This is a genomic window from Pseudomonas guariconensis, from assembly GCF_900102675.1.
GTDB classification, from domain to species: domain Bacteria; phylum Pseudomonadota; class Gammaproteobacteria; order Pseudomonadales; family Pseudomonadaceae; genus Aquipseudomonas; species Aquipseudomonas guariconensis.
Genome location: NZ_FMYX01000017.1, coordinates 73,979 through 98,802, shown reverse-complemented (window position 1 = coordinate 98,802; position 24,824 = coordinate 73,979). Strand labels below are relative to the sequence as shown.

The 24,824-nt window shown below is 60.0% G+C and carries 25 protein-coding genes, 3 tRNA genes and 1 pseudogene; 9 read left to right on the top strand and 20 right to left on the bottom strand.

The annotated features are described in order from the left end of the window. Together BLS27_RS22560 and BLS27_RS22555 are read right to left on the bottom strand one after the other, a co-directional pair. Positions 1 to 1,224 (bottom strand): methyl-accepting chemotaxis protein (locus tag BLS27_RS22560; RefSeq protein WP_139205771.1); only part of this gene is annotated, 1,224 nt, incomplete at its 3' end. Between the two features lie 148 nt (positions 1,225 to 1,372). Beyond that, positions 1,373 to 2,251, bottom strand: coding sequence for a LysR family transcriptional regulator (locus BLS27_RS22555; protein ID WP_043213461.1), 879 nt, complete (start codon positions 2,249 to 2,251; stop codon positions 1,373 to 1,375). 101 nt (positions 2,252 to 2,352) lie between these two features. Here BLS27_RS22555 and BLS27_RS22550 point away from each other — a divergent pair, with 101 nt between their 5' ends. After that, on the top strand, positions 2,353 to 2,781 hold the full coding sequence (locus BLS27_RS22550; RefSeq protein WP_043213463.1) for a PACE efflux transporter: 429 nt from the start codon (positions 2,353 to 2,355) through the stop codon (positions 2,779 to 2,781). Positions 2,782 to 2,794: 13 nt separating this feature from the next. Here the strand turns inward: BLS27_RS22550 and BLS27_RS22545 are convergent, their stop codons facing one another. From BLS27_RS22545 to folD, 6 genes are all read right to left on the bottom strand, one after another. Further along, positions 2,795 to 3,859: a hypothetical protein gene (locus BLS27_RS22545; RefSeq protein WP_090346904.1), complete on the bottom strand. Its 1,065-nt coding sequence runs from the start codon at positions 3,857 to 3,859 to the stop codon at positions 2,795 to 2,797. A 208-nt stretch (positions 3,860 to 4,067) separates the two neighbouring features. Then, positions 4,068 to 4,757, bottom strand: a complete 690-nt coding sequence (locus tag BLS27_RS22540) for a GntR family transcriptional regulator (protein ID WP_090346903.1) — start codon at positions 4,755 to 4,757, stop codon at positions 4,068 to 4,070. 14 nt (positions 4,758 to 4,771) lie between these two features. After that, on the bottom strand, positions 4,772 to 5,476 hold the full coding sequence (locus tag BLS27_RS22535) for a FadR/GntR family transcriptional regulator (RefSeq protein ID WP_070573979.1): 705 nt from the start codon (positions 5,474 to 5,476) through the stop codon (positions 4,772 to 4,774). 62 nt (positions 5,477 to 5,538) lie between these two features. Continuing rightward, on the bottom strand, positions 5,539 to 6,852 hold the full coding sequence (locus BLS27_RS22530) for a C4-dicarboxylate transporter DctA (protein ID WP_043213472.1): 1,314 nt from the start codon (positions 6,850 to 6,852) through the stop codon (positions 5,539 to 5,541). A 239-nt stretch (positions 6,853 to 7,091) separates the two neighbouring features. Further along, positions 7,092 to 11,882, bottom strand: a complete 4,791-nt coding sequence (locus BLS27_RS22525) for an NEL-type E3 ubiquitin ligase domain-containing protein (RefSeq protein WP_090346902.1) — start codon at positions 11,880 to 11,882, stop codon at positions 7,092 to 7,094. A gap of 136 nt (positions 11,883 to 12,018) precedes the next feature. Then, positions 12,019 to 12,873 carry a bifunctional methylenetetrahydrofolate dehydrogenase/methenyltetrahydrofolate cyclohydrolase FolD gene (folD, locus tag BLS27_RS22520; protein WP_043213476.1) on the bottom strand — a complete coding sequence of 285 codons (855 nt, stop codon included), beginning with the start codon at positions 12,871 to 12,873 and terminating at the stop codon, positions 12,019 to 12,021. Positions 12,874 to 13,161: 288 nt separating this feature from the next. Here folD and BLS27_RS22515 point away from each other — a divergent pair. From BLS27_RS22515 to BLS27_RS22505, 3 genes are all read left to right on the top strand, one after another. After that, positions 13,162 to 13,238 (top strand) — tRNA-Arg (locus BLS27_RS22515). Between the two features lie 51 nt (positions 13,239 to 13,289). After that, positions 13,290 to 13,365 (top strand) — tRNA-His (locus BLS27_RS22510). Between the two features lie 56 nt (positions 13,366 to 13,421). Then, positions 13,422 to 13,506, top strand: a tRNA-Leu gene (locus tag BLS27_RS22505). 9 nt (positions 13,507 to 13,515) lie between these two features. Here BLS27_RS22505 and BLS27_RS22500 read toward each other — a convergent pair. The 7 genes and pseudogenes from BLS27_RS22500 to BLS27_RS23710 form a co-directional block, all read right to left on the bottom strand. Next, on the bottom strand, positions 13,516 to 14,607 hold the full coding sequence (locus BLS27_RS22500; RefSeq protein ID WP_090346901.1) for a tyrosine-type recombinase/integrase: 1,092 nt from the start codon (positions 14,605 to 14,607) through the stop codon (positions 13,516 to 13,518). Next, on the bottom strand, positions 14,499 to 14,816 hold the full coding sequence (locus tag BLS27_RS24345; protein ID WP_090346900.1) for a helix-turn-helix domain-containing protein: 318 nt from the start codon (positions 14,814 to 14,816) through the stop codon (positions 14,499 to 14,501). Before BLS27_RS24345 ends, BLS27_RS22500 begins: the two co-directional genes overlap by 109 nt. 334 nt (positions 14,817 to 15,150) lie before the next feature. Beyond that, on the bottom strand, positions 15,151 to 16,170 hold the full coding sequence (locus BLS27_RS22485; protein WP_090346898.1) for a hypothetical protein: 1,020 nt from the start codon (positions 16,168 to 16,170) through the stop codon (positions 15,151 to 15,153). 8 nt (positions 16,171 to 16,178) lie between these two features. Then, a pseudogene (locus BLS27_RS22480) lies at positions 16,179 to 17,117 on the bottom strand (RNA-directed DNA polymerase); the annotation flags it as partial. A gap of 75 nt (positions 17,118 to 17,192) precedes the next feature. Continuing rightward, positions 17,193 to 17,426, bottom strand: coding sequence for a DUF551 domain-containing protein (locus tag BLS27_RS24340; protein WP_090346896.1), 234 nt, complete (start codon positions 17,424 to 17,426; stop codon positions 17,193 to 17,195). Continuing rightward, positions 17,423 to 17,749 (bottom strand): hypothetical protein, encoded by a 327-nt coding sequence (locus BLS27_RS22470; protein ID WP_090346895.1) that lies wholly within the window; start codon positions 17,747 to 17,749, stop codon positions 17,423 to 17,425. The genes BLS27_RS24340 and BLS27_RS22470 overlap by 4 nt, the downstream gene beginning before the upstream one ends. A 211-nt stretch (positions 17,750 to 17,960) precedes the next feature. Then, the gene (locus BLS27_RS23710; RefSeq protein ID WP_139205770.1) at positions 17,961 to 18,773 is read right to left on the bottom strand and encodes a hypothetical protein; all 813 of its coding nucleotides are present in this window, start codon (positions 18,771 to 18,773) and stop codon (positions 17,961 to 17,963) included. 398 nt (positions 18,774 to 19,171) lie between these two features. On the opposite strand from BLS27_RS23710, the gene BLS27_RS22465 reads away from it, so the two are divergent. Then, a complete protein-coding gene (locus tag BLS27_RS22465; protein ID WP_090346894.1) occupies positions 19,172 to 19,501 on the top strand; it encodes a DUF1654 domain-containing protein in 330 nt (109 codons plus the stop codon). A 35-nt stretch (positions 19,502 to 19,536) separates the two neighbouring features. Here BLS27_RS22465 and BLS27_RS22460 read toward each other — a convergent pair whose 3' ends face one another. Continuing rightward, positions 19,537 to 20,208: a hypothetical protein gene (locus BLS27_RS22460; RefSeq protein WP_090346893.1), complete on the bottom strand. Its 672-nt coding sequence runs from the start codon at positions 20,206 to 20,208 to the stop codon at positions 19,537 to 19,539. A gap of 395 nt (positions 20,209 to 20,603) precedes the next feature. Here BLS27_RS22460 and BLS27_RS22455 point away from each other — a divergent pair, with 395 nt between their 5' ends. Further along, positions 20,604 to 21,542 (top strand): sensor domain-containing diguanylate cyclase, encoded by a 939-nt coding sequence (locus tag BLS27_RS22455; RefSeq protein WP_090346892.1) that lies wholly within the window; start codon positions 20,604 to 20,606, stop codon positions 21,540 to 21,542. A 29-nt stretch (positions 21,543 to 21,571) separates the two neighbouring features. Here the strand turns inward: BLS27_RS22455 and BLS27_RS22450 are convergent, their stop codons facing one another. The 4 genes from BLS27_RS22450 to BLS27_RS22435 all read right to left on the bottom strand — a co-directional run bounded on the left by BLS27_RS22450 (position 21,572) and on the right by BLS27_RS22435 (position 23,998). Beyond that, positions 21,572 to 22,339, bottom strand: coding sequence for a DUF1828 domain-containing protein (locus BLS27_RS22450; protein WP_090346891.1), 768 nt, complete (start codon positions 22,337 to 22,339; stop codon positions 21,572 to 21,574). Continuing rightward, positions 22,332 to 22,847 (bottom strand): DUF6978 family protein, encoded by a 516-nt coding sequence (locus BLS27_RS22445; RefSeq protein ID WP_090346890.1) that lies wholly within the window; start codon positions 22,845 to 22,847, stop codon positions 22,332 to 22,334. Before BLS27_RS22445 ends, BLS27_RS22450 begins: the two co-directional genes overlap by 8 nt. Before the next feature lie 96 nt (positions 22,848 to 22,943). Next, complete coding sequence (locus BLS27_RS22440; RefSeq protein ID WP_090346889.1) at positions 22,944 to 23,171, bottom strand: hypothetical protein; 228 nt, start codon at positions 23,169 to 23,171, stop codon at positions 22,944 to 22,946. A gap of 2 nt (positions 23,172 to 23,173) precedes the next feature. After that, the gene (locus BLS27_RS22435) at positions 23,174 to 23,998 is read right to left on the bottom strand and encodes a S24 family peptidase (RefSeq protein ID WP_090346907.1); all 825 of its coding nucleotides are present in this window, start codon (positions 23,996 to 23,998) and stop codon (positions 23,174 to 23,176) included. Positions 23,999 to 24,111: 113 nt separating this feature from the next. On the opposite strand from BLS27_RS22435, the gene BLS27_RS22430 reads away from it, so the two are divergent. From BLS27_RS22430 to BLS27_RS22420, 3 genes are read left to right on the top strand one after another with little or no spacing between them, the layout of a single operon-like run. Further along, a complete protein-coding gene (locus BLS27_RS22430; protein WP_090346888.1) occupies positions 24,112 to 24,348 on the top strand; it encodes a helix-turn-helix domain-containing protein in 237 nt (78 codons plus the stop codon). A 33-nt stretch (positions 24,349 to 24,381) separates the two neighbouring features. Beyond that, the gene (locus BLS27_RS22425; protein ID WP_090346887.1) at positions 24,382 to 24,570 is read left to right on the top strand and encodes a hypothetical protein; all 189 of its coding nucleotides are present in this window, start codon (positions 24,382 to 24,384) and stop codon (positions 24,568 to 24,570) included. An 18-nt stretch (positions 24,571 to 24,588) separates the two neighbouring features. After that, positions 24,589 to 24,768 (top strand): hypothetical protein, encoded by a 180-nt coding sequence (locus BLS27_RS22420; protein WP_090346886.1) that lies wholly within the window; start codon positions 24,589 to 24,591, stop codon positions 24,766 to 24,768. Positions 24,769 to 24,824 lie beyond the last annotated feature (56 nt).

The window sequence follows — 24,824 nt, the reverse complement described above, 5'->3', positions numbered from 1 at the left end:
GTCGGCGGCATTGCGGGCGATTTCCTGGGTGGCTGCGCCCAGCTGGTTGATCGCCGCGGCGACGCTGTTGGTGCGCATGCTCTGCTCCTCGGAGCCGATGATCGAAGCATTGGAGGCGTGAACCACCTTCTCCGACAGGTCATGCACCAGGCGGGTGGCCGAGGACACCTCGCTGATCGAGGCGTGGATGCGCTCGACGAAGCGGTTGAACGACGTGGCCAGCTCGCCGAACTCGTCCTTGTGCTGCACCGCCAGGCGGCGGGTCAGGTCGCCTTCGCCTTCGGCGATGTCCTGCATGGCGCGGCCCATGGTGGTCAGCGGACGCATCAGCACCGGGATGAGCAGGCCCAGCAGGCCGGCGATGGCAGCCACGGCGATGAGCATGGCGATGATCGCCGAGGTACGGAACTGGCTCAGTGCGGCGTAGGCTTTGTCTTTGTCGATGGACAGACCGATGTACCACTGCGCCGAAGGCAGGCCTTCGACCGGAGCGAAGGAGATGATCCGATCCTGGCCGTTGAGGGTGACGTCCTGCATGCCTGGCTCGACCTTCAAGGCGGCATCGGGGTAGATGTCCTTGAGGTTCTTCATCAACTGGTCCTTGTCGGGGCTGACGATGACCTGGCCGTTGCGATCGGCGAGGAAGGCGTGGCCGATGCCGCCGAAGTCCACGGCGTTGATGATGTCCACCAGGGTGTTGAGGCTCAGGTCACCGCCGACCACACCCAGCAGCTCGCCGGTGCTCTTGGCCTTGACCGGCATCGCGATGGTGACCACCAGACCACCGACGGACGCCTGGTAGGGCGGGGTCAGCATGGTCTGGTTGGCGGCCACCGCGGCGCTATACCAAGGCCGTTGGCGCGGGTCGTAGCCGTCGGGCATCTTGGCGTCCGGACGCTGGGTGAACACGCCATTGTTCTGACCGAAGTAGGTGAACTGGAAGTTATTGGTGTAGGAAGGCTGGTCGACCAGGCCGGGCAGTGTTTCGCCGGCGCCCTGCTGGGCGATGTCCTGGGCGAGGTTCTCAAGTACCAGGATGCGTCCGGACATCCAGTTCTGCACGCTGCTGGCAGTCTGCGCGCCGGCCTGGCGAACAGACGACTCGATGTTCTGGCGGATGATGTTGCGTTGCAGGTAGTCGTTGTAGAGGGTGAACAGGGCAAATGCCAGGACGACCACGGCGCAGGCGCTGAGCAGGATCTTGTGGCGGAATTTCAGGTTCATGTTTCGAGACCTTGGACCAATGAAGGGAGGACGCCGCACGCTTTTGGCGCGATGGGCGGTACCTGTCACCTCGGTATCGGCCGGTTCCTACAAAAATTGATGAACCATACGTCGTAGAGCCGACGAATCGCGCAGAACATGGCCGCACTCAGCGTGTCGCCAAAAGCTCCACCAGAATGCGCGCCGCCTGGCCTAGGGGCTGTTGCTTGAGCCAGAACACCCGCACTGGCAGTTCCAGGGCGTTCTGGGTGTTGCGAAAATCCAGGCGCACCAACCGGCCGGCTGCGAACAGCGGGGCGGCGCGGGCCAATGGAAAGTCCCCCCAGCCAAGGCCGGCTTCGACGATCTGCATGGCCAGGTCGAGGCTGTTACAGCGCCAATGGGTTGCACTGATCAGCGAGCGCGGGTCGGACAACGGCAGATCGCGGCTGCACACCAATATCTGGCGCACATCGAACAGGTCCTCCAGATTGTGGATGCGCCCACTGCGCAACGCCGGATGGTGCGGGGCCAAGGAGGCGACCAAAGGCTCCACCGCAACGTGCTGGAAGCTGCGGCGAGGGTCGACCTGCAATCCGGCGAAGGCCATGCACAGGCTGACCCGGCCGCTATCGAGCAGGTGCAACGCTTCTTCTTGGGGAGCGGCAAGCAGTTCGATGTCCAGCAGGGGATAGCGCTCGCTCAAGGTGGCGATGGCGGTGAGCAATCGGCGCTGGTCGATGTTCGGCACCACGGCGATGGCCAGGCGGCTTTCCAGCCCTTGGGACAATTCCAGCGCATGGGCTTGCAACAACCCCAACTGCTCGGCGATCAACCGCGCATGGGGCTCCAGGGCACGGGCCTGCGCGGTGGGACGTGCTTCGCGGGCACCCCGCTCGAACAAGGGGTAGCCCAGCTCCGCCTCAAGATTGCCGATGGCCATGCTCACCGCCGATGGGACGCGCTGCAAAGCTCGGGCGGCGGCCGAGAAGGAGCCGCGATCGAGCACGGCGAGAAACAGCTGGATGTTGTCGCTGGAAAAATTCATAGGCAGCCTCCTGTCAGTAAATCTGAAAGCTGCCGACTTTTACTGTCAAGTCGATTGATTCATCCTTTGGCCACTTCGTGATTCACCAGGGGTAGAAAACCGTGCAAGGATTCAAACGAAAACTGGTCTATGTGACCTTCTATGAACTGATCGGCCTGTGCATGTCAACCCTGGGGCTGGCGTACCTTTCCGGTACCCAGGCCAGCCACACCGGGCCGTTGGCGGTGATGATCACCACCATCGCGATGATCTGGAACCTGATTTTCAATACCCTGTTCGAGTGGTGGGAAAGCCGCCAGGCCAAACGCGGCCGCAGTGTGGCACGGCGCATCGCCCATGCCGTCGGTTTCCAGTTGACGCTGATCGTGTACCTGATCCCGCTCATCGCTTGGTGGCTGGACATGACTTTGCTCGAGGCCTTCTTGGTGGACCTGGCCTTCATCATCCTCATTCCGTGCTACACCTTTGCCTACAACTGGGCCTTCGATCGGGTATTCGGGTTACCGACCTCGGCGATGGCGACTGCTTGAGCGAGCGATTGCGTCAGGGCGGCAATCGAATCAGCAGGGGCTCCTGCTCTTGCACCGGCGCTTGCTGCAGTTGTTGTTCTTGCGGCTTCGGGGCGCTGGCCAGCAGGCTGTCCTCGACTTGGCCGGACAGGTAGTACACGCCCGACATCGCACCACTCTGGCGATTCTCCATCAAATCGTGCCATTCCTCGTTCAGCGCCACATTCAATATCACCCGCAGTTGTTCGACCATCTGCGGGTGTTCCTGGTCGTGGGTGACCATGCCGTAGCCGGCCGCCGCCAGGGAAATCAAGGTCCCGGCAGCCTTGCCCACGGCCGCGGCGACGGCACTGGCGATACCTCGTGGCGCCAGGGTGGCGCCGAGTTTCTCGCTGGCCCGGTTGGCCACCGAAGACAACCCGGCCTCGGTTTGCCCAGGCGCTTTGGCCGCTTGTTGGTGCAAGTGCTGGCGCAGCGCCTGCCAGGCAGGTTGCTGAGCCAAGGATTGGGTCCTGAGCAGTTGATAGAGGGTGGCATCGCGGGCAGCCGGTGGTCCCAGGGCGATGATCTTGATGCGGTTGAGCCGCTGGCTGACCTGGTCGGGCGGCGCGTTGTAGCGCTGGATGATGGTCGGCAGTTGCTGGCCGAACAGCTGCAGGTACAACTCGCTGGCGCGGTCGCGGATCCCCTCGGGGTTGATCTGTTCGGCGACCGGTTCTATCACCCGCTTGTGGTATTGCTCCTGCAGGTACATCGCCAGGCGCCGTTCGGGCGGCTCGGCACCATTGCCGCTGTTCATCTTGTACCAGGCGACTTTGAGCGTCAGCCATTGCTGCGTCCAGTAGCCGGTGAACCAAGGGATGAAATCGCTTTCGGTGCGTCGTTGCACTTGGTCTTTCCAGACCCGCATCGAACGCCTTGCATAGTCATTGGCCGAGCCGGTAGCGGCCACCGAGGCTTCGATCAATTCCTGGTCGATCCGTTGCCACAGGGCCGGCGTCATGGTCACAGGCGGGGGCGGGGCAGGGGGGCGCTTGACCGCGCACCCGGCGAAGGTCAGCAGTAGGCACGACAGCAGGAGCAGGGTACGCGTGTTCACGCGGCTGGCCTTCCTGGGGCAAAGGCGGGTTTGTTACCGAAGTATAGGCAGGGGCAACCAGGGGCCGCTGTGCAGTCCATCGTGCAGCCCTGCAATGATGGGAGCGGGTCTACCCGCGAGGCGGCCTCTACCGCATCCGCGGGTGAGCCCGCTCCCACAGCGATCGCCACTCGCGCTGTACGAGCGGCCGGGAGAAGAAGGGCTGGTGTCAGGTTGGGGCGCCCAGGTCAAGCTTGGCTTCCAGATGGTCCAGGTGTTCATTCATCAGGGCCAGGGCGGCATCGATATCGCCGTTTTCCACGGCATCGATGATCGCGGCGTGCTCCTGCCAGGCGCAGTGCTCGCAGCAGGGCGACTCATAGCGGGCGATGATCAGCGAGGTCATGGGCACCAGGCCGTTGAGAAAGCGCGCCAGCGGTGCGTTGGCGGCCATTTGCGCAAGCTTGAGGTGGAATTCGCCGCCCAGGCGGATCGCCGTGCAGCGCTCGCCGCGTTCATGGTGCAGGCGCTCGCGCTCGACCAGTTGACGTAATTGGCGGATCTGCGTGGGCCGGGCGCGTTGGGTGGCCAGGCTGATCAGCGTGGTTTCGGCCAGACGCCGGGCGCTGAGGACCTGGCGCGCCTGCTGGGGATCGGGGGTGGCCAGGTGGGCGGTATGGCTGGGGCGCTGCACCACCACCTGCTGGTCGGACAGGCGCCCGAGCACCCGGCGGATCACCGTGCGGCTAACGCCGAAGGCATTGCCCAGTGCCTGCTCGGGGAGGGCGCTGCCGGGCGGCAGGCGCTGCTCGAGGATGGCATCGAACAGACGTGGATAGATCTGCTCGGCCGAAAGACGGGTTTCTCCGTTGGCGAGCAGGGCTGGCAGGCGAGGGGCGGCGTGGGCGCAGGCAGTCATGGTCGCTCCTTGGGTCATTGACCCGGGTGTTCGTCGGGAATGTTCAGCTCGATGCCCATGCGCTGGCCTTCTTCGAGGATATGCCGGCGCATCTGGGCACTGGCCTGGGCGCTGTTCTTGTCACGGATGGCGCGTACCACCGCTTCATTTTCAGTCAGTCGTGCGGCCAGGTGCTCCGGAGAGTTGCGCAGCATTTCTGTGCTCTGCTTGAGCGCATTGCCGGTCTGCTGCACCACGCTCTGGAAGATCGGGTTGGTAGTCAGGCCGAACAACGCCTCGTGGAAGGCGATGTAGGCGTTGACACCGGCTTCGCTGTCGCCGGCTTCCAATGCCTCGCGCATATCCATCAGGGTCAGGCGCAGTTGGCCGATGTCCTGGCTGTTGGCTGACTGGGCGACCAGACCGACGATGAACGGCTCGAGGGTGTAGCGCAGCTCCAGCACATCGGCCAGGCTTGCGGCTGCCACGGTATCGCTGGCCGGCTCTTGCCCGGCGGCCTCGGCATCGAGTACCAGCACGCCTTTGCCTGGCATCGAGCGCACCAGGCCAAGGGTTTCCAGCACAGTCACGGCTTCGCGCAGGCTGGGACGGCTGATGCCCAGCTGTTCGGCCAGCTCGCGCTGGCCGGGTAACATTTCGCCAGTGCGCCACTGACCGCTGGCCAGGGCCTGGCGGAGTTTCTCCACCACTGAGTTGACGACGGTTGATGAGCTGATCACGGTTCGCTCCCTAGTTGCATCATGTCTCCTGGCGGCCGGCTCAGTGCCGGCCGCTGCGGTTTTCAAAATTCCTGCTGGTGTGCATGAGGGGGTTGCTTGCGCGGGGTCGGGGCGAAGCCCGGCTTACCGGCCAGCACGTTGTTGGCACGCTCCAGGTCGATGTCTCGCTCCCAGCGGGCGATGGCCACGGTAGCGACGCAGTTGCCGATCAGGTTGGTCAATGCCCGGCCAATGCCCATGAACCAGTCCACCGCCAGCACCAGCACCAAGCCCACCACAGGAATGGCCGGTACCGCGGTGAGGGTGGCTGCGAGGATCACCAAGGCTGAGCCTGGGATGCCGTGTGCGCCTTTTGACGTCACCAGCGATACCAGCAGAATGGTCAGCAGGTCGGTCATGGCCAGCGGCGTGCCCGTGGCGTTGGCGATGAACACGATTGCCAGGGTCAGGTAGATGGAAAAACCATCGAGGTTGAAGGAATACCCGGTAGGGATCACCAGACCCACAGTGGAGCTGCCGATACCCAAGTGTTCGAGCTTGCGCATGATCTGCGGCAGCACGGCGTCGGAGGAGGCGGTGCCCAGCACGATGGTCAGCTCTTCACGCAGGTATTTGATGAACGGCAGCAGCTTCAGGCCCGACAGGCGCATTACGGTGCCGAGGATGATCAGCACGAAGCCCGCACAGGTGAGGTAGAACAGCGCGACCAAGCCGCCCAAGTGCTGCAGCGACTCCAGACCGTACTTGCTGGTGGTGAAGGCGATGGCGCCGAACACGCCCAGCGGTGCCAGGCGCACGATCATGCCCATGATGCGGAACACCACATGGCTGAGTTCGTTGATCAGCCGCGATATGCCGGAGGCGGATTCGCCCACCAGATTCAGTGCGCTGCCGAACAGTACCGAGAACAGCAAGACTTGAAGGATGTTGTTGTCCGCGAAGGCGCCGATCACCGAGGTCGGGATCAAATCCATGAAGAAGGCCGTGGCGCCGTGGATGTGCTGGCTGCGTTCGGCCAGGCTGGCGGCGTCGGCGCTGGACAACTGTTCAAGATGGATGTTGGCGCCGCTGCCGATACCGCTGGTGAAGGCGAACACCAACCCGATCACCAAGGCGATGGTGGTGAGCACTTCGAAGTAGATCACTGACTTCAAGCCAATGCGCCCGACCTTCTTGAGATCGCCCGCGCCGGAGATGCCGCTGACCACCACGCAGAAGACGATCAGACCGATGAGCATCTTGATCAGTTTGATGAAGCCGTCACCCAAGGGTTTTAGCTGCAGGGACACTTCGGGGAAGCTGAGGCCACAAGCGATGCCAAGGGCGAGGCCTAGCACGACTTGGAGGAAGATCGAACGCGAGCACCATTTGAGCATGGGAGGGATCTCTGATCGGTGTCCTTGCTTCGGTGCCGGCGACGGCGAAAGAGCGCAGGACTTAATTATTGTGGTCTTACCGGTATGGTCAGTGCGGGATCATAAAACCGCGAAAAAAGCCCTTTTGCAAGGTTTTTTTGGCCTTACCGGTCTGACCAGTTGGCGCTTTTCGGTGCCCATAGCTCTAACTCGGGGGTTTGAAGGGCTGCGGTGGAGTGCGCCGGCACTCCACCGTGTCGTCAGGCCAAATACGTCTTGGCCAGGGTCTCGTTAAGTTGGCGAATCAATGCTGTGTCGGCATCCCTGCGCGTTTGCAGCAGCAGTTGGGCTGCGCGGTTATAAAGGGCGCCTTCGTCGCGATAGCGGCTGGAGACCAAGTCGATACGTTGCACCGCGCCGTTTTGCCGCCAGGCAATGTCCGGGCGTTCACGCTCCAGTGCATCGATGAAGCTCGGAGGTACCTGGGGACCTGTGTAGGTGCTGACTTCGCCTGGTTCGCTGAGCGTGTCGAAATAGGCGCTGGCACCATCCCATTCGTTGGCCAGATGTTCGAATGCCTGTTGGCGCAAGCGCTTGATCCAGTCTCGCCAGAACGGTTGCTCGTCGGCCCATTGGACCAGTCGAGGAATATCCGCTTGGGTCGTGATCATCTGAGCGAGTTGGTCCAGCGTGGCCGGGCTCAGCTGTGCAAGGTAGTCGAAACTGATCTCGCCGGGTTGTGGAGGGAGTTCCAGGCGCTCGCGCAATCGCATCCTGGCATGCAGTGCCATTTCCAGTTCGTCGAGTAGAAAGGTGGGTTCGCGCAATTGCGTGTCACTGATATCGTCTGCAGCGTGCAGGGGCGTCTCGTCGGCGGAGCGTCCCGCAATGAGCGCCTTGCGCCTGGCAACCCGTGCGTCATAGAGATCACTGATGCGCTCGTCCAGCAGCTGTTGGCGCAGCAGTGAGCGGCAAATGGAAATGGCCACCTTGTCGCTGGCATCCCCTGGGGCGGCGTTGAGCGACTGCTGCCATACCAGGACCTGCGTCTCGACTTGCTGGAACAGCAGACTGGCCTGGTCGACGCAGCCGTGAGCGGCTTCGTTGATCAGGTCGATGATGCGTTCATGGACTTGGGCCTGGCCCCAGAGATTGTCGCCTTCGCGTGCAGATAGCCGCTCGACGATGACGTGCATGCGTCGACGCATGGCGTTCGGGCTGGCTTGATAGTCCCGGGTGTCTTCGACACGTCGAAAGAGCTCATACAGCGGTCGCCACTCAGGCTCCTGCAATGTGGCCGCGACATGATCGCCGACGGCTTGCGGCACTGCGGCAAGCCAATCCAAATGATCGACCCGCGCAGCGGTTGGCAGACCGGCATCGTTGAGTCGTTGCAGGGCCTGCTCACTGAAGGGATTGTTCTGGAAGGCATGGTACATCTCGGCTTCACCTGCCCTGACCGCAACAGCGAATGCGCTATCGCGAAGATCAGGTGCGTCGTGCAACTGATTGTTGCTCAGGTCCACGGCGCGCAGGGTCAGCGGTCGCTGCCCGAGCAACGCTTCGATGCCGGCTGGCCATTCAGCAATGCCGGTCTGCTCCAGGTCCAACCGTTCCAGATGCGTCCAGCCGGTGATGTCTGGCGCAAGATCCAAGGGATTTTCCTGCAGGAACAAGATGCGCAACCGGCTCAACTGCGCCAAGGCTGCACGGCTTGCGTTATCCAGGGTGATGTCGTTGTGGCCAAGGCTCAGTTCGACCAGTGCGGGCCAGCGTTGCAGTGCCTGGAAGTGCTCGGCGCCGAGGAACAGCTCGTTCATTTCGGCCTGCAGCCCCATCAGGTTGGGCAGTTGCGCAAGCTGCTCCAGCGCGGCTACCGGTAGGTCTCCAATAGCGCTGCTCAAGTTCAGGGCGCGAAGCTTGGTCAGTCGGCCCAGGATGGACAGATTGGCGTCAATGGACAGGTCGAGGTTGTTCTCCGAAAGGTCCAGCAACTGGACGTCCGTCAGCCCGCCCAATTGCTCTGGCAGCGTGTACAAACCGTTTTCGCTGAGCTCCAGTTCGCGAACCTGGGGAAAGGCGGCAAGGAATGCGCCCAGGCTGTCGGTACCGCCCCGCCACAAGCCGGTTACGTTCAGCTGGCGAACCTGTGGCAGTTGTACCGGCAGGGATGGCAAGGCGCCCAGGTACTCTGCATCGATGCTCAGGATGACCTCGTCGAGGCTCCCATTGGCGTCGTTGTTTTCTCGTCGCCACGCCCGGCGGATGCGTTCGGCCGTGGCTTGGCGCGCAGTCCTGCGTTCCTGGGCTTCATCGGCGGCGATGCCGTCGGTGTCATGAACCCAGCCTTGCAAGGTGCTATCCAGTTGTCGGTATTGGTCACGCAGATTCTGCATCAGACGGTTGAAGGCGATGGGGTCGTGACCGGTCTGTTCACGCAGCCGGGCGCGTAGTGTTTCCCGATCATTGTCCAGGTTGGAAGGGAACAATTGATCGAACTGCTCATCAGCGGTCAACCAGCCCCGGCCACGACCACTCAAGGCATAGCCAAGGCGAGGGCTGCCCGGCAGTCGTGTGGGCAGGCGGTACCAGGGGCGGACAGGCTGCATGCCAAGGTCACGGGCGGCCTGCTCCCGGTCTGCGGTCGCCAGATCGAAAAGTCGGTCGCGCAAAGTCTCCGACTCATGGATCTGCAGGCCCAGATTGTCGCGTTCGCTGTCGGGGAGGGCCTGGAGGATCGCTCGGAACAGGTTGTCTCGGTTGGCCAGGCTCTGGCCGTCCTTGTCGAACGGCTCATAGCCATCGGCGCGGCGTACGAGGATCTTGAGTGGAGCTTGTGCTGCACCTGCCGTCTCCAGCAGTGAACCACCCAGACGACCTTCGCGCAGCTCGAGATGTACTTGGCCAGACCATCCGCAAAGCCGTTGCAGCGCACCGAACACCAATGCATCGCGATCTTCGAGGCTGTCGCTGGCCTGATGAAAGGCCACCAGCGCGCGGTTGATGCGTGAGGCCCGCAGGTAAAGGCGAGCGGTTTCGGACACATTGAGCGGTATCCGGCCAGTGCGCTGCATCTGGCTCAAGTCACGGGTCTGGGCCTGGGCCAGGATTTCCCGACGCAGTGTTGGGCTCAGTGAAGGAAAGTCCTGGGCGAGGAGCGCATCCTCCTGGGTAAAGACAGCTGGTCTCGGCTCGATAGCGGCGCCGAAGGCTTCCAGACTCTCCAGCAGCAACGCAGGCAGCGGGCGGTGCTCGACCAAGGTCTGGCGTAAGTCGGCCGTTTCATAGCCACTGCAGCGTAGGGCCTTTCGGAGTGTCGAGGTGTCCAGGCTGTCGATGGCCGGGCCGAGTCGGCGCAACAGTGTGTCGTCGTCCCAAGCCAAAGGTCGCTCGTGGTCCAGCAGCCAGGTCCCTTCGCCATTGCCCAGCAGTGAAGGTTGATGGCGATGTCCCTTGGCTGCGCACAGTCGCCAACCGCCCTCTGGAGTGGCCTCGACCGGGTAGTGCCGGCCGTCCAGCGTGATCCAATGACGGCCTTGGAAGAGGTAGGGGTCAAGGTTGGGCGGCAATTGTGGAGGGGAAGTACGTGCAAACGGCTCCAGATTGCCATGCCAAAGACGTTGCTGATCGCCATGGCCGATGCGGGACCAAGCGTGCAGGGTGCCTTGGGGCTCGATGAACTGCCCGGCAGCGCCAAGCGCCGCTACCTGAAGAAGGTTCTCCACGACCGAGAACAGATGACCGATGGCCGCATCGGCATCTGACTCGTTTGCCGCATGTACGCCTTCGAGAAACTCATCGACCAGTTGCGCGCCGCCAATCACTAGCATGACCTCGGCGAGCCCGGGAACAAAAAAAACGGCCATGTTCAGTACCGACAAACCGACCCCTAGCCAACCTTCGATGCGGGCCAGTTGGGCTGCGGCGTCTCGCTGGGCGACCGGCACGGCGATGTCGGCGGCGTTGCGTAGCATGAGCTCGACCCGGGTCCGTGCGCGGGCGCTGAAACATTCGTCAGGCCATTGCTTGAACGCAAGCGGCAAGCGGGCGTTCTTGTCTAATGTCGGCTGCCATAGGTCGCGCGGAGCGGGGAACAGGCGCTTGAGCCAGTTGAAGGAGTGACCCTCTTCAAGTACCGGCGTGACCGTTTGCAGATCTTTGTAGGGATATCGCGGAAACAAGGTCTGGCGTAGTTGGGTCGCCAATCCAGGTTGCTCGGCATGGGCGACATAACGCATGAAGAAGCGCCGCTCGTTGTCTTTGCGCAGCAGTCGAGTCAGCGCCTTGCCTGCTGCTCGCAGCGAGCCATATTGACGCAGTGGCTGGCGTGGGTGGCCAGGCAAATACAATAGACACGGTTCTACACCCGCGATGGGCTGCTGGCGGATCAGTAAGGGGCCATACAAAGGCGTCCCGCACAGCTCCAGGTACCCGCACTCCAGTGGCCAGGGTTTGCCATCGCTGTGAAGCAGGAACGATTCGCCGGCCAGCGCGGCATCTGCCAGCATCCGGCCTCGGCTATCGAGATGCTTTTGCAGCTCGGCCATTGTCGTATCGGCTTCGAAGGCTGTGCGATCCTGCTGAAGTACCAGGCTGCGAAACACTGGGGTATCGACATGTTCGGCCAGATGATTGCGGTAGCGTTGTCCCAGGTCCAGGTTCCGGGCGCCTTTCACGAACAATGTGCTGTCCACGGCCATCGGGCCGGGGGCGTTCTTGGAAAGATACAGCGTCACTGATGTGTCGCTGTCGAAGTTCTGCAGGGCCGCTTCGAGCCACGACATGTCGCGCTTTTCGGCGTTGTTCCAGAGCCACCCTTGGTCAGGCGCGGGCAGCTCTCGGTCGGGGTACCAGTGGGACATGGCATCGTCGAGCAACGGACGGCAGAAGTCGTCGATGGGCTGCACCTGTTTCAGTGCCCGATCCAGCGCGCGGGTGGCCTGATGGCTCTGGCGTATCTGTTGTTCAAGTCGTTGGCGTTGGGCTGGGGTAGCTGATTTCAGCCAGCCTGGCAGGCGGGCGTCTATGAAGCTGAAGTGCGATAGGCTCATGGCGGTACCTCTGATATCAGAAGCGGCGAGCCTAGGGCGATGCGAGGAAGCGCAAGGGTTAGATAAGTACCGCGGACCGGTCGTGCCCGGAAAGAAAAACGGCACCTCGAGAGGTGCCGTTGGTGCAGAGGGCGAACTACTTGTGCAGTTCTTCTGCCGCGTAAAGCGTGTTTTCCAGCAGGCAGGCACGAGTCATCGGGCCTACGCCGCCCGGTACAGGCGTGATCCAGCCGGCGCGGGGCAGGGCGGTCTCGAAGACCACGTCGCCCACCAGCTTGCCATCTTCCTGGCGGTTAATGCCGACGTCGATGACGATCGCACCTTCTTTGATCCATTCGCCCTTGACCAGGCCCGGTTTGCCGGCGGCGACTACCACCAGGTCAGCACGGCCTACGTGGCCAGGCAGGTCTTGGGTGAAGCGGTGGCAGACGGTGACGGTGCAGCCGGCCAGCAGCAACTCCATGGCCATCGGGCGACCGACGATATTGGAGGCGCCGACGATTACAGCGTTCATGCCGTACAGGTCCTGACCGGTGCTTTGCAGCAGGGTCATGATGCCTTTTGGCGTGCAGGGGCGCAGAAGCGGAATGCGCTGGGCCAGGCGGCCGATGTTGTAGGGGTGGAAACCGTCGACGTCTTTATCTGGGCGGATGCGTTCGAGCAGCAGCGAGGCATCCAGATGCTCCGGAAGTGGCAATTGCAGGAGAATGCCGTCGACGGCCGGATCGTCGTTGAGGCGGTCGATCAGGTCGGTCAGGGCTTGCTGCGAAGTCTCGCTGGGCAGGTCGAAAGCCTGGGAAATGAAGCCGACCTCTTCGCAGTCCTTGCGCTTGTGCGAAACATAGACTTGGGAAGCAGGGTCGGTACCGACCAGGATCACCGCCAGGCCTGGGGTACGCAGGCCCTGCTGGCGACGCTCCACGACACGTTGAGCGATCTGCTGGCGCAGGTTGGCGGCGATCGCCTTGCCATCGATTAGGTGTGCAGTCATAGACGCGTGATTAACCATCGAGAAGGGAACATAAAAGAGGGCGCATTCTCGCACGACACGGCCCGAGGGCAAAGGCGGGTGGTCGGCCAAATCCCCTAACCCCTTAAATAAACTAAATTTTTTTGAAAAAAGTGTTGACGACCTTCCGGCTCGTCTATAACATTCGTCGCACTTGTCGGGCAGAGCCTAGCACTGGTTAGCAAGGTCAGGCAGAATGAGCGGATTTGCTAGCTTGTTCGGTACGGCTGAAAGTTGATTTGCAATCGTAACAGAAAGCAGATTGAATATGCGCCCGTAGCTCAGCTGGATAGAGCATCCGCCTTCTAAGCGGATGGTCGCAGGTTCGAGTCCTGCCGGGTGCGCCATTAGGCAGCTTTGGCACAGCAAGTGATGTTTTGACGCAATACCGCAATATGGTGGGCGTAGCTCAGTTGGTAGAGCGCTGGATTGTGATTCCAGTTGTCGTGGGTTCGATTCCCATCGTCCACCCCATATTCTCGAAGGCGCCTTGATTGTATAATCTGGCGCCTTTGCTTTAAGTGCTCCACGCGGACGTGGTGAAATTGGTAGACACACTGGATTTAGGTTCCAGCGGCGCAAGCTGTAAGAGTTCGAGTCTCTTCGTCCGCACCATCTTATAAATCAAGCGGTTACAAGCTTTAGGGGTGTACCTCCTGAACCCGCTGGATTTTCAGTGTAGCGAGATTGTGACATTGGCTTGTCGAGCACACTGACTGCATCTCGCACCCTGGCCGGTGCGAGGTGCGCATACTTCTCAGTCATTTGCACCGTCGAATGACCCAGCAAATCCCTTACCTCGATCAGTGGCACCCCGGCACTCACCAACCAGGCCGCGCAGGTGTGTCGCAGATCGTGGATGCGGAAGTCGCTGATCTTGGCCTTCTCGCAGGCCGCCTCAAATCCTTCTGACAGATCGATCGCCTTCTCACCACTTCGTCTGGTGAACACCCATGGCGACCCTGGTGCGTGCTCAGCACGGAAAGCCAGCCTTCCTTTCAACGCTGCCAGCGCCCCCTCATTGAGCGGGATGCTTCGCCGCTTCTTCGCCTTCGTGTGCTCGCCTTCCAGGTAAACCAATCGGTTTGCCAGGTCGACTCGACGCCACTCCAGCCCCATCATTTCCTCCTTCCGGCAACCGGTGTTCACTGCGAGCCGGATGAAGTCCTCGAGCATGTCACCGTTTCGCTGCGTTCTGGCAGCCCGGCACAGCGATTCGACCTCTCCCCGCGTGATCCAGCGAACCCGGCTTTCTGCCTCCCGAAGCGTTCGGCCCTTTACCGGGTTCGGCAGCTTCCATTCCAGCTCGGTTGAGCACCAGTTGATAGCGGCCGACAGTGCGGCCAGCTCTCTATTTATAGTGGCAGCCGATTTCCCTGCCTTGGTGCGCAGGCCCGAGTATTCCCGGATGTCTTTACCGGAAAGGTCGTTCATGATCCTGCCGGCGAAGAACTCGCGCAGAGCCTTCACTCGATGCTGGGTAGTGTCGAAGCTTCTTTGCACCTGGGCGGCATGGCCCAGATACTCCACCATTACCTCCTCGAACGTCCGTTGACGGTCGAATCCCATCTCCTTTTCCCGCCACGCCTGGCTACGCTGCTCCTGCTCTAAAGCCTTGGCTGCTGCATAGTCCTCGGTGCCAGCAGAGCGTCTAACATACGTTCCGTCTGACGCGGTGTAGCTGATCCACCAAACTTTTCCTCTTTTGTACGGCATATCCTCTCCTCGGATACGACGCCCGCGGCGGCGAGGGTATCAGGGATACCGGCCTCGATCATCTCGACGAGCTTTTGATAGTGAACGCGCAGGGGGCCGAAGCCCCGAACGCATGGGATCTTTCCGTCCTTGGCCAGGCGATAGGCTGTTGATCGGCCTATGCCCAGCATCTCGGCGGCTTGGGTGACTGATATGAGCCGTAGGGTCATGGGGCGTCCTCAGGCCACAAAGCTCTGCCCGACCCTGGCCGCCTTGGCGGCCACTTGCCGGTCATGTAGAGAAACGCCAGGCGATGCGCGAACCGCTTTTGGCGGTACACCGATACCCTGACGTAGCCATCTGGGGAGAAGGAGCACGACCTTCGCCCGCGGTACTTGATCAGGTGGAAATAGCCGGTCTCAGGGTCGTACGTGACGACCTTCTTGAGGAGTTCCTGGGTAAGGTCTTTGGAATCCATGCGCGCACGACTCCTGGCCGCCATATCGCGGCAGTGAATAGAGGGGAGAGGGGTTACAGCGAAAGGAGTACAGATGTACTCCGGTGTTAGGAGGGCTTGCGCTCCAGGGTGGCGCAGGGTTTGACGGGCTCGCTGCGTAGCTTACTGAGCATGGCGTGGTCTGGGTGTCGGTAGTTCTCCAGCCACTCAGGGGCGCGCACGATCTTGCCGTTCTCGGTTACGCGCACAGTGGTTCCCAAGTCAGGCTGGTTTGGGTAGGCGTCATCGTACTGGTGCAGCAGGGTAGCCATGGCCGCCTGCCAGGACTTAGGCATAGCCTCCATCAGCACGCGAGGCAGGGTCAGCCAACTGGCGTAGGAGAGGCCGAAGTATGCTGCCAAGTCGGTGCGATAGTCGTATTCGTCATCGCGCTCAACCGGCGCGCTCGGCTCTGCGCTGGCGGATAGGGCCTCGATAAGCTTCATCAAGTCGGCTATTGCAGCGTCGTACCACGGGTAACTAGCGCTCTCATTCAGCTCGTCTTGGAATGCCTCGAGCACAGCTGCGCGGGTTTCGGCGGTCCAGCCTGCAATAGGGCCAAGCAGCGCATCCCGCTCGGCCAGCTTGGCGTCCTTCTTGGCAATCGCGTACCAGCGGCGCGTGGCCAGCTCCAGAACCTGGGCATGCTGTTGCTTCTCGGCTTCCAGCTGGGCGCGCAGCTCTTGAGCCTCCCGCTTCCAGCTGTCGCCGGCATCTACCTCCGTTCGCAGGCATTCGCGCAGACGCTCAACCTCGCCAGGATCTGCTGGCACTGGGCAGATGTAGAGCGGAAGCGACTGGCCGGGATACTTATCGGCAAGCTGTTCGCACACCTTTGTGTCGAGCTGAACGTCCACGTCGCCAACCTCGCGCCCATCGAAGTACTCGTCGATCAGGAGCGTGCCCACCGGCTCGCCCTGGTGCTGCTCGGCTGGCTTGGCCAGGATCTCAATCAAATCCGCCCGCGCTTTAGCTCGTGCAAGGTCGGTCGAATCTTGCTGAGTCCAGTGGAAGCTGCGGATTGTCTCCAGCAGCTTTCTTGGCACGCTGACCATCTCTGTGTTGCTGGATCGGTTTTCTGTGGGCATGGGATACCTCAACGTTTGGGATATGTTTGAGTCAGCGCGCCATTGACCACATGCCCACGCCTCAGTACCAAGTTGGCCAGTGCGGCGCGGTCTTTCTGGCTATGACTGGCTTGGCCAAGCAGGCCGAAATAGCTATTTGCCGTCTCGTACAGGTTCTCTGCTGGCGCGGCAGCCGTTCGCTTCATGGCTTGGGCCAGCGACTTCTTGCGAGTGGTGCGCCGCCAGGGCTTGATCACATGCCCGACGAAATCAACGCCGCGGTCGATCGGTTGTAGGATCGTCTTCGACGGGTTGAGCCGGACGCCCAGGCAGGGAAGGAACTTCTCTATTCGCCACAGCCATTCGTTCAGTTGCTGCGGCGACTCGTGCAGCAGCACGAAATCGTCGACGTAGCGGATGTAGTGCTTGGCCTTCAGCGCGTGCTTACAGAACTGGTCCATGGCGTCGAGGTAGACGTTGGCGAAGAACTGCGAGGACAGATTGCCGATGGGCAGGCCCAGGTAAGCCGGTTGCACGACCAGGCGCTTGTGCTGCGGCACCCGGTTGAACAGCTTCGGGTGACTGCGCAGATCGTGATTCTCTCGCGGATCGTGCATGAGGATCTGGAGTGCCAGCTGCTGCCACCAGGGTTCCCAGATTCGCTCGACAAGCTGGCGCCCAAGCACGCGCTTGTCGATCGACACGAAGAAGTTGGCCAAGTCGCACTTGAGGTAGAAGCCGGAGCGCGACCAGTTCTGCGTCTGGCTGCGGATCTTCGACTCAAGACGCTTGGCGGCGTACAACGTACCGCGCCCTGGGATACAGGCGCAGCTGTCCGCTATAAAGGTTCGCTCGATGCCGGGACCGATGCGGTTGTACAGCAGGTGGTGCACGATGCGGTCGCGGAAGGAGGAGGCCCACACCTCGCGGGCTTTTGGTCGGGTGACCACAAAGCATATGGAGCGGCCTGTCTGTCTCGCGCGCCTGGGCGCTGTCGGCGTAAAGCTCGTGCTCCCGGCGCATGGTCGCCTCCAGGTGGTGTGTTACTCGGTGGGTGGGGAAGGGAGGGGCTGCCAGTGCGTTGGCTTCCAGTTCGAAGACCAGCGGCTCTGCGGCTCTTCCCACGAGAAGTACGGCGGATATCCGTGGGCATGCGCAATCGAGCCTTTGCCGTGCTCGCGGTAAAGCGACTCGCGGGCACCGTATTGTTCGCTCCAAGCAAGAACCCTGGCCCCTATCTCCGGCAGCCTGTCGCTGCACTTGATCCAGCCGCTCATGGCTTCACCCGGGCGGCGAGCATTGAGTCGGCGTAGGCGTAACGCCAGCGCGTCATGCGCTGGACAAGATCGGTTTCGCCGGCAGCCCAGCCAAAGTCATCAGGCACACAAGGTGCGTGGGCCGCGAAGTAATCGCGAATGGTCAGGCCAAAGCAGGTGCCGTGGCCGCCGTAGTCGCTGGCCTGGACTGGAAACGCTGGCTGCTCGCCCTGCGTGGCAGGCTGGCACTCGTAGCAAATTCCGCCGACCTGCTCGGATTCTTCGATGCAGCTTGCGCAGCGCAGGCAGCGGCCTACGCCAGATGGTTCTGGTGGCTGGTACATGGGTTGTCCTTATGGCCGCATTGGCCAGGAGCCAGGCGAAGGTGACCAAACCCACCGTGAAAGGTGGCCTGGCGCCTGCCAATGCGGTCGATGGTTTTTGATGATGGGTCAATTAAGCGGGCGGGTAGGCTGGCCAACTGAGGGCCTGAGGGTCTGGCTTAGTACCAGACCCAAGAGTTGGAATTGATTTGGAGATTTGGAGGGTGGAAGCTCAGTGTTTAGTGAGGGTTGCTTCGTTTGATGTAAGCCACCCGCTACATTTTTTCACGACAGAGGTCGCACTAGTTAACGTTAGAGAGCAGCTAATGGTACCCCCATCCACTGAGTACGAAAGCACCTTTCCGGTGGCGGTCCCACTACCACTGCCGTTGGTAACGGTGCCACCAGCAGTATGGCTCTGCGAAATTTGGTACTGATTACCGCCGGCGGGGCTCACAGTCACAGTCATGTCCTGTGAAAATCCGAAGCTATTTCTTCCAGATCCAGTCCAAGTACCAGAGAAATCATCCTTTGGGCCAGCCCCTCCTGCTGTCTTGCCATTTGCATCTTTATCGGTTTGACTGCAGACGTAGCACCCTCGATAGGTCACAGACTTTTGAGTGATGGGGCTGGTTCCGAAGAGGCTTTCAGCTTCTTTGTTCTTGTTCACCAGTAGTGTTTGATGAGGTGTGCCGGCCACGTAGTACTCGACCTTCGAGCATACCTTTTCCGAGCTGTGAACCTCGATTTCAGCGCCAAAGCTCGGTTTCGACCCATAGCTCTTGATGAAGTCGATAGCCCCAGTGCACTGACCAACGATCTTCTGACAATCACATTGCCCAGCGTAAGCGGTAGATGTCATTACTAGCAAAAACAAGAGAGGTGCTCGCATGGTGACGTTCCTGCCATTCAGGTGAGAAAGCCTTTTTCGAGATTGTAGATAGGTCTTTGCTGCCTGGTTGATTTCCCGTCTGGCCCTGTCGCCAAGGCCAGCCAGTGAAATCGCTTTTTCTCCACCACTCACCGCTACCGAGTCGTCTCTCACCGGCGCCGCACATTTCGTGTTCGATGCATTGCCAGTTTGGGTGCGTGGTTTCGCGTGCTTGCATGTGGAAGCACGGCAGCTATCCAGAGGCTGCATGGTCGACGACTTAGCTTGTCCCGACCCAGGTAATGGCCTGGGTGCGTCGAGGTGGTCACGTCTGGTTGTGTAAAGAGCGGTGAGGCCTGAGGGCCTCCCGAGGGGCTGTGTAGCGCCGCCCGGTGATGTGAAATTTAGCCCCAAGCTAAAATATCGTCAATAGCTCATAGCTAAATTATTTTCGCCGGACGACAAAGTGCGGGCCGAACCGTTTTGCTAGGAGTAGTACCTTTACGCTTCGCTTAGCACTGAGCTATGATCCCTATTAGCCTGTACGGATATACAGTATTGGAGGTAGGAAAATGGCGGCAGTACTTGAGGATCGGCAGAGCGGAGCACACGAAGAACTCACAAGCCTGGAGCGCCTGGGGCTGCGGGTATCGGCGATGATCAATTCGCCGCTGGCGCAGCTTGGTAGGAGGGTGCTGATCCACCGTCTGGACACGGACAGCGATCAGGATTGGGACGCGATCATGGAACTGCTATCCGAAACAGACGGCCTGGACATGACCTTCTGCGATGACGGATCGGTGATCCTGCAATGGGAGAAACCGGACGAAAGCGACCAGGTCATTGAGCGGGAGGAGGGTTGCGAGGAAGCTGAGGCTGGCGACGAGGATCCGCCTTTCTGAGGGACACAAAAAAGCCCGCTCATGGCGGGCTTACTTTACTTGCTCGCTTCAGCGTTTTTGAGCGTCTGCTTCAGTTGATCTTGCAGGCTCACCGTGCGACCACCAGTGGGACCGAAGACACAGAAGTTGGGGAGCATCGGCAGCTCCATGGTGGCTCCGTCGATGACCTCAAGTCTGCGGGCTTTGATAACGCAACCGGCACTGAAGGTGCTGATTTTGTACATCTCCACATTGAATTCGTAGTCGCGCCCAGGCTCCGGGGTGAAAGTGACAGGCTTGGCTCTGCAAGAGGCAGCGCTGTTCCAGTAGTAGAGATCGATGATAATGGGCTTATTGGCCGGAACTACGTGCTCATCGTACTGCTGCGTGGTGTCGTTGATCCTGCGGGATGCTTTGGACGGTGGAATGCCAATTACAAAATTGCGGGAATCAGACTCGCGCCAAGGATAAAGGCCGGGGGTGTCGACATGGGCGTCTTTCCAGCCGATTGACGCTTTGGACGCGTCCTCATTGGCCTTGTTGAAGAAAGATTCACAGCTATGTCCGACAGCGAATCCCCCACGAATGCTATCGCCAGTGAACAGGCGGATGCGAGCGGTGTCGGTTGGATTGAATTTGGCGGCCTCGGCCTCGTTGCGAACATCGATCTTTGTGCTCGCGCAACCGGTGAGACCGATCGCAAGGAGTAGGAGGAGCGGGGTCTTCATTACTCATTTCCTTGAGTGTGGCTAAATGCTATCGGCTGTTTCGGCCAGCCGGCTTTAAGCTTTAGGTCGCAAGCGACACCTTGGGCGGAGGGCCATCAAACTCCGCCAACAAAAAGCCCGCTCAATGGCGGGCTCTCTGCGACGGGCGCTGATCCTTCAGCTTGGTCGGATTGTAGGACGGATGGTGGTGGATTCCTAGCCATAAAAAAGCCCGCAAGGGGAGCGCGGGCTAACGTAGGGAATCGAATGAGCCTTCACTGTGCAGGGTAAGGCGTGAAAAAAGCGTGAAGGCATGAAAAGAACCTTCTGGGCTGGTGCTTTACCTCTATAATCCGCCATCGCAAGGATGCTCTTGCTCCCGCTGCAAACCGCTTTGTGCGCCCTTGAGGTCTGTAATGGATAATTTTGAAAGCGCGTCTATCAGAGCGCTCAGTTTTCTACGCAAAAAGCTTGGCTTTCAGTTATGCATGGTTACCCGCACAGATGGTAATGACTGGACTGTTTTGCATAGTGACGACAGAGGATATGGCGTTGTCGCAGGCGATGTCTTCAACTGGGACGACTCCTTCTGTAGCGAAATGGTCAAAGGGCTGGGGCCGAACATAGCAGCTGACGCTAGCCAGGTCCCAGTTTACGCCTCTGCCCGAATCGGTCAAAAAATCCCGATCGGATCCTATATCGGTGTGCCTCTTAGAACCTCAGACGGGAGTTTGTTCGGGACCTTGTGCGGGATTGATCCCTCAGCCAAGCCGGACGATATATCCGAACACCAAGAGCTGATTGAGTTGCTTGGTGAGATGCTCAGCACCATTTTGCAGATGGAACTGAGGGTCGACGAGGAAGAGAGGCGGGCGGAGCGATTCCAAGCCCAGGCCCTTACCGATGCACTGACCGGGCTGTACAACCGGGGCGGTTGGGAGCAACTGCTTGCCAAGGAAGAAGCGCGCTATCAGCGTTACCGACAACCATCTGTCGTTATAGTTGTTGATTTGGATGAGCTGAAAGCCGTCAATGACCTCCAGGGGCACGCAGCCGGTGATTCTTTGATAAAGCGCGCTGCGTCAGCATTACAGGCAGCGTCCAGGTCTGAGGATGTGGTCGCCAGGTTGGGAGGCGATGAGTTTGCGATAATCGGTGTCGGTTGTGACTTGGCCGCTGGTCAGGCGCTCTGCAGCCGACTAGCGGCGGCGCTTGACGCTGAAGGTATCAAGGCATCCTATGGCCTTGCCGTCACAACCAGAACCACTCGCATAGCAGCTGCTTTGACCATTGCGGACAACGAGATGTACGAGCAGAAGCGTCAGAAGAAAGCGGCGGATCTGCTGGAGGCATGAAAAAGCCCGCCGAGGCGGGCTGATTGCTCTTATCCGACATGATGTCGGACCTTTTCGCGGAATGTTTCTAGGTCCGTTATGTCTGGTACGAAGTCATTGGCCGCTTTGAGCAGGCGGACGCTGTCTTGTTTAGGGAGCCCGGTGAAGTCACTGCACACAATTATCGAAGTGAACGGTTCACCAACCTGCTTGAGGTGTAGGAGAGTGATGGTGGTTACCCGAGCCTTGTCTTTTCCGTTAACGCCGAAAAGATACACTGGGCGCCCCTGTGTACGAATCTTGTAGTCGACCATGTATGCAGGGCCGTCAGGAATTTCTGGGATGTATCCTTCCTCGTAAGACCCTTCCGGCAGGGTAGACTTAATGGCCTCGCGCAGGTCGTCATAAAATGTAGAGCCGACCCTAGACCATGACCACAGAGCCATATCTTCTACGCGAGACAGGCCCTGAGTGATATCGAATAGACCCCTGATCAGCTTGTCAGCAGGAACCTCCAAGTAGATTTCACCATCTACCTCGGAGAGGCCTGACTCAGCAAGAATGCTTTGGTACAGCTTGCCCCGCGATCCAGCGTAGAACTTGGAGATATCGTTCTCATAGCTCAAGCGCATCATTGTCGTGCCTGAGTCGGAAATTCTCCAGCCACCGGTAATCCGGGATAGGTAAGCGGTGAACTGGTCGCCATCCCTTGCAACCATGGGAAGGGCGACAGCAATCATATCGCCACACTCGCGCACAGCGACGTCTTCGCAAAAAGCGGAGCATAAGGACTTTCGGATTTCTGCCAGTTCACTCATCGTCGAAGAAGCCTAATGTGGTTTGCTGCCAAGCACCTACGTCTGGATGACGAGTGGATGGTCGGCCAAGGCCAGATACATTGCAGTCTATCAGAAGGTTATCGAACGCTCCTTCCAGATCGGAATAGGCGTCTGTGGCGACCGCGTAGTGCTCGGGCTTTCTTCCGGCGCGGATGTATCTTTCTGTTGCGCGATGAATATGAGGCGTGAAATCAACCTTTTCACCGCCTTCGAGAGGGTTTGAGTGAGGGTGGCAACTGCCGTTGTAGCGAGCGAGCGTTATGCTTTCGCCGCTGGGAAGGCGCAGCAGAATCCCGCACGAGAAACTGTGTGCGATTTTTTTGTTCTGCCTTAGGTAGATCTCGAACTGAGCCCCGTCATCTGAGGTGACATCATAGTTTTTTTGCTTACAGCCCGGGAAATCCTTCCAGCGGGCACCTGGGTTTGTAATGGTTTTTTCGCAGGTCAGAAGCTGCTCAATCCTTTGATCTGTAAGCGCCGCAATCACAACGGAAACTCCTTTAGCCCGCTGGGCAATCCTCTACGTAACTGAATCCGAAGTGCTCTCTGCAGGACATTCCCTGCGATAGGTTGCCGCCAGGCACTATGCCTTTGCGCCCCGCTCAATCCGCCCCGCCTTCACCTCACCCCCATATCCAACCAACCGATCGGCTAGCTCATGCAGCTCCCCGACACGCTTCATCGCCTCCAAGAACTGGGCCTCTTCGCCACCCTGGGCCTTGTGGAAGATCTCCAGCGCGGCGCTTTCCAGGGCGAACGCTGCGTCCTTTAAGTCGCGGCGCAGCTGCTGGTTGGGCTTGGTGAGGGGCATGGCTATACCAGATGTGCGTTCCAGACCAGCAGGACCCGGGCCTGGATATAGGTTTCTTCCCGCCGGATCATCCGGTCTTTGTGCTTCGGATTGTCCGAGATCATCTCGAAGTGATCTTCGTCCGCAATCTGTAGCCGCTTGATGTACAAATGGTCGCCCCAGGAGAACAGGTAGATCCCATCGCCGACGAATTCGCGGATGCTCACATCGACGATCAGTGGGTCACGATTCTTAATGGTGGGCGCCATGGACTGGCCCCAGCCGGTGACCATCTTGAGGTGGTAGTGCTCCGCGAATTCCACACCGAGTTCGCGCAAGTGTTTCGGGCTGACTCGGATGTCTTGAAGCATCTCGGGGTAGTCGGGAGCCACCTGTCCGCCGCCCATGGCCCCGCGGATATCGTAGTGGGCGATCCGCACCTCATCCCCGACAAGACCTGGCCGGGAAAAGTCAGCTGTAATCACGCTTGAGGCAGCCGGCTCCTCAGCCGCTGCAAGCAAACGCTGGCGAGTTTCCTCAGAAATTCCCTTCCCGCTCTTGGCCAGCATCTGCTTGACCAGGTCGGCAGCCGATAGCTTGCTGTCCACGGCCTCCGTTTGCGGTTGTGCGCCTTCACCAGCAGGGATCGAGTCGAACCAGCCTCGGGGCAATCCCTCAACCTCTTCGATTCGCCGCGCGACATCATCCCCCAGGTTCTTTGCCGTCTTGTTCGAAAGGATTTGGCTCAGGTGCGCAGGCGCCATTCCCCAGCGCTCAGCGCAGGAGCCTTTTCTCTGGTTGCCGATCAGCTTGACCAGATTGTGCTTGCGAATCTCGTAGATATCCATGACGCGAAGAATGCCAGTGTTTAGCTGGCTGCTAAATGTGCCCAAAGCTAAATTCTCCTTGCTTGAACATTAGCCATGAGCTAAATTTCGCCATATGTGTAAGGAGAACCCTCATGAATGATCACCTCCGTGATTGGTTGAGCGGGGCCACAAATGAGCGGCGCCAGGCAGTTGCTGCCGCCGCGAAGACATCCGTTGGTCATCTGTGGCAGCTCGCAGGTGGTCACCGGAAGGCCTCCGCTGATCTCGCCGAACGACTGCAAGACGCATCTGGTGGAGAAATCACCATCGCCGGCTTGCGCCCAGATCTCATCACGTTTGCTCGAAAAGCGCTTAAGGGCGCCGCCTAACCATCTTCAACAGCAGCAAGGAGCCTTTCCCGCATGTACGCCAACCCCAAGCACCTGCATGACCGTGAGATCAAGGTCCGGGTCGATGAGGACACATTCAACCTGATCCAGGCGCTGGCCACCTTCCACCGCACTCAGCGTGCCGTGCTGTGCCGTGAGCTGCTTGAGGCGCAATTGGCCGCCCTGTCTTCGGAGACTACCGGTGAACACGAAGTGGCCTGAAGGCCCGGAGGAGGGCCCATGCCTATTGAACAGGTCGGCCTGGACCAGGGATTGATGGAGCAGCTGGAGCGAGAGGCTGCGCGTCGGGGGATGACCCCTGAGGCGCTTGCAGCAGAGCTCATCCGTCGAGAACTGGCCAGCCGAACCAAGCCCCGTAACCCACGGGGGGCGGTAACGCCATTCCACCGAAGGGCCTGACCAGGCCCTGATAAGCCCGAATCGCGGGCATAAAAAAACCGCCTGGCGGGGCGGTT

Excerpts from the sequence above, each read along its gene's own strand:
- BLS27_RS22555 (WP_043213461.1), bottom strand. The coding sequence starts at position 2,251 with ATGAATTTTTCCAGCGACAACATCCAGCTGTTTCTCGCCGTGCTCGAT.
- BLS27_RS22540 (WP_090346903.1), bottom strand. The coding sequence starts at position 4,757 with ATGACTGCCTGCGCCCACGCCGCCCCTCGCCTGCCAGCCCTGCTCGCC.
- BLS27_RS22530 (WP_043213472.1), bottom strand. The coding sequence starts at position 6,852 with ATGCTCAAATGGTGCTCGCGTTCGATCTTCCTCCAAGTCGTGCTAGGC.
- BLS27_RS22525 (WP_090346902.1), bottom strand. The coding sequence starts at position 11,882 with ATGAGCCTATCGCACTTCAGCTTCATAGACGCCCGCCTGCCAGGCTGG.
- folD (WP_043213476.1), bottom strand. The coding sequence starts at position 12,873 with ATGACTGCACACCTAATCGATGGCAAGGCGATCGCCGCCAACCTGCGC.
- BLS27_RS22500 (WP_090346901.1), bottom strand. The coding sequence starts at position 14,607 with ATGCCGTACAAAAGAGGAAAAGTTTGGTGGATCAGCTACACCGCGTCA.
- BLS27_RS24345 (WP_090346900.1), bottom strand. The coding sequence starts at position 14,816 with ATGACCCTACGGCTCATATCAGTCACCCAAGCCGCCGAGATGCTGGGC.
- BLS27_RS22485 (WP_090346898.1), bottom strand. The coding sequence starts at position 16,170 with ATGCCCACAGAAAACCGATCCAGCAACACAGAGATGGTCAGCGTGCCA.
- BLS27_RS24340 (WP_090346896.1), bottom strand. The coding sequence starts at position 17,426 with ATGAGCGGCTGGATCAAGTGCAGCGACAGGCTGCCGGAGATAGGGGCC.
- BLS27_RS22470 (WP_090346895.1), bottom strand. The coding sequence starts at position 17,749 with ATGTACCAGCCACCAGAACCATCTGGCGTAGGCCGCTGCCTGCGCTGC.
- BLS27_RS22465 (WP_090346894.1), top strand. The coding sequence starts at position 19,172 with ATGGCGGCAGTACTTGAGGATCGGCAGAGCGGAGCACACGAAGAACTC.
- BLS27_RS22460 (WP_090346893.1), bottom strand. The coding sequence starts at position 20,208 with ATGAAGACCCCGCTCCTCCTACTCCTTGCGATCGGTCTCACCGGTTGC.
- BLS27_RS22455 (WP_090346892.1), top strand. The coding sequence starts at position 20,604 with ATGGATAATTTTGAAAGCGCGTCTATCAGAGCGCTCAGTTTTCTACGC.
- BLS27_RS22450 (WP_090346891.1), bottom strand. The coding sequence starts at position 22,339 with ATGAGTGAACTGGCAGAAATCCGAAAGTCCTTATGCTCCGCTTTTTGC.
- BLS27_RS22440 (WP_090346889.1), bottom strand. The coding sequence starts at position 23,171 with ATGCCCCTCACCAAGCCCAACCAGCAGCTGCGCCGCGACTTAAAGGAC.
- BLS27_RS22435 (WP_090346907.1), bottom strand. The coding sequence starts at position 23,998 with ATGGATATCTACGAGATTCGCAAGCACAATCTGGTCAAGCTGATCGGC.
- BLS27_RS22430 (WP_090346888.1), top strand. The coding sequence starts at position 24,112 with ATGAATGATCACCTCCGTGATTGGTTGAGCGGGGCCACAAATGAGCGG.
- BLS27_RS22425 (WP_090346887.1), top strand. The coding sequence starts at position 24,382 with ATGTACGCCAACCCCAAGCACCTGCATGACCGTGAGATCAAGGTCCGG.
- BLS27_RS22420 (WP_090346886.1), top strand. The coding sequence starts at position 24,589 with ATGCCTATTGAACAGGTCGGCCTGGACCAGGGATTGATGGAGCAGCTG.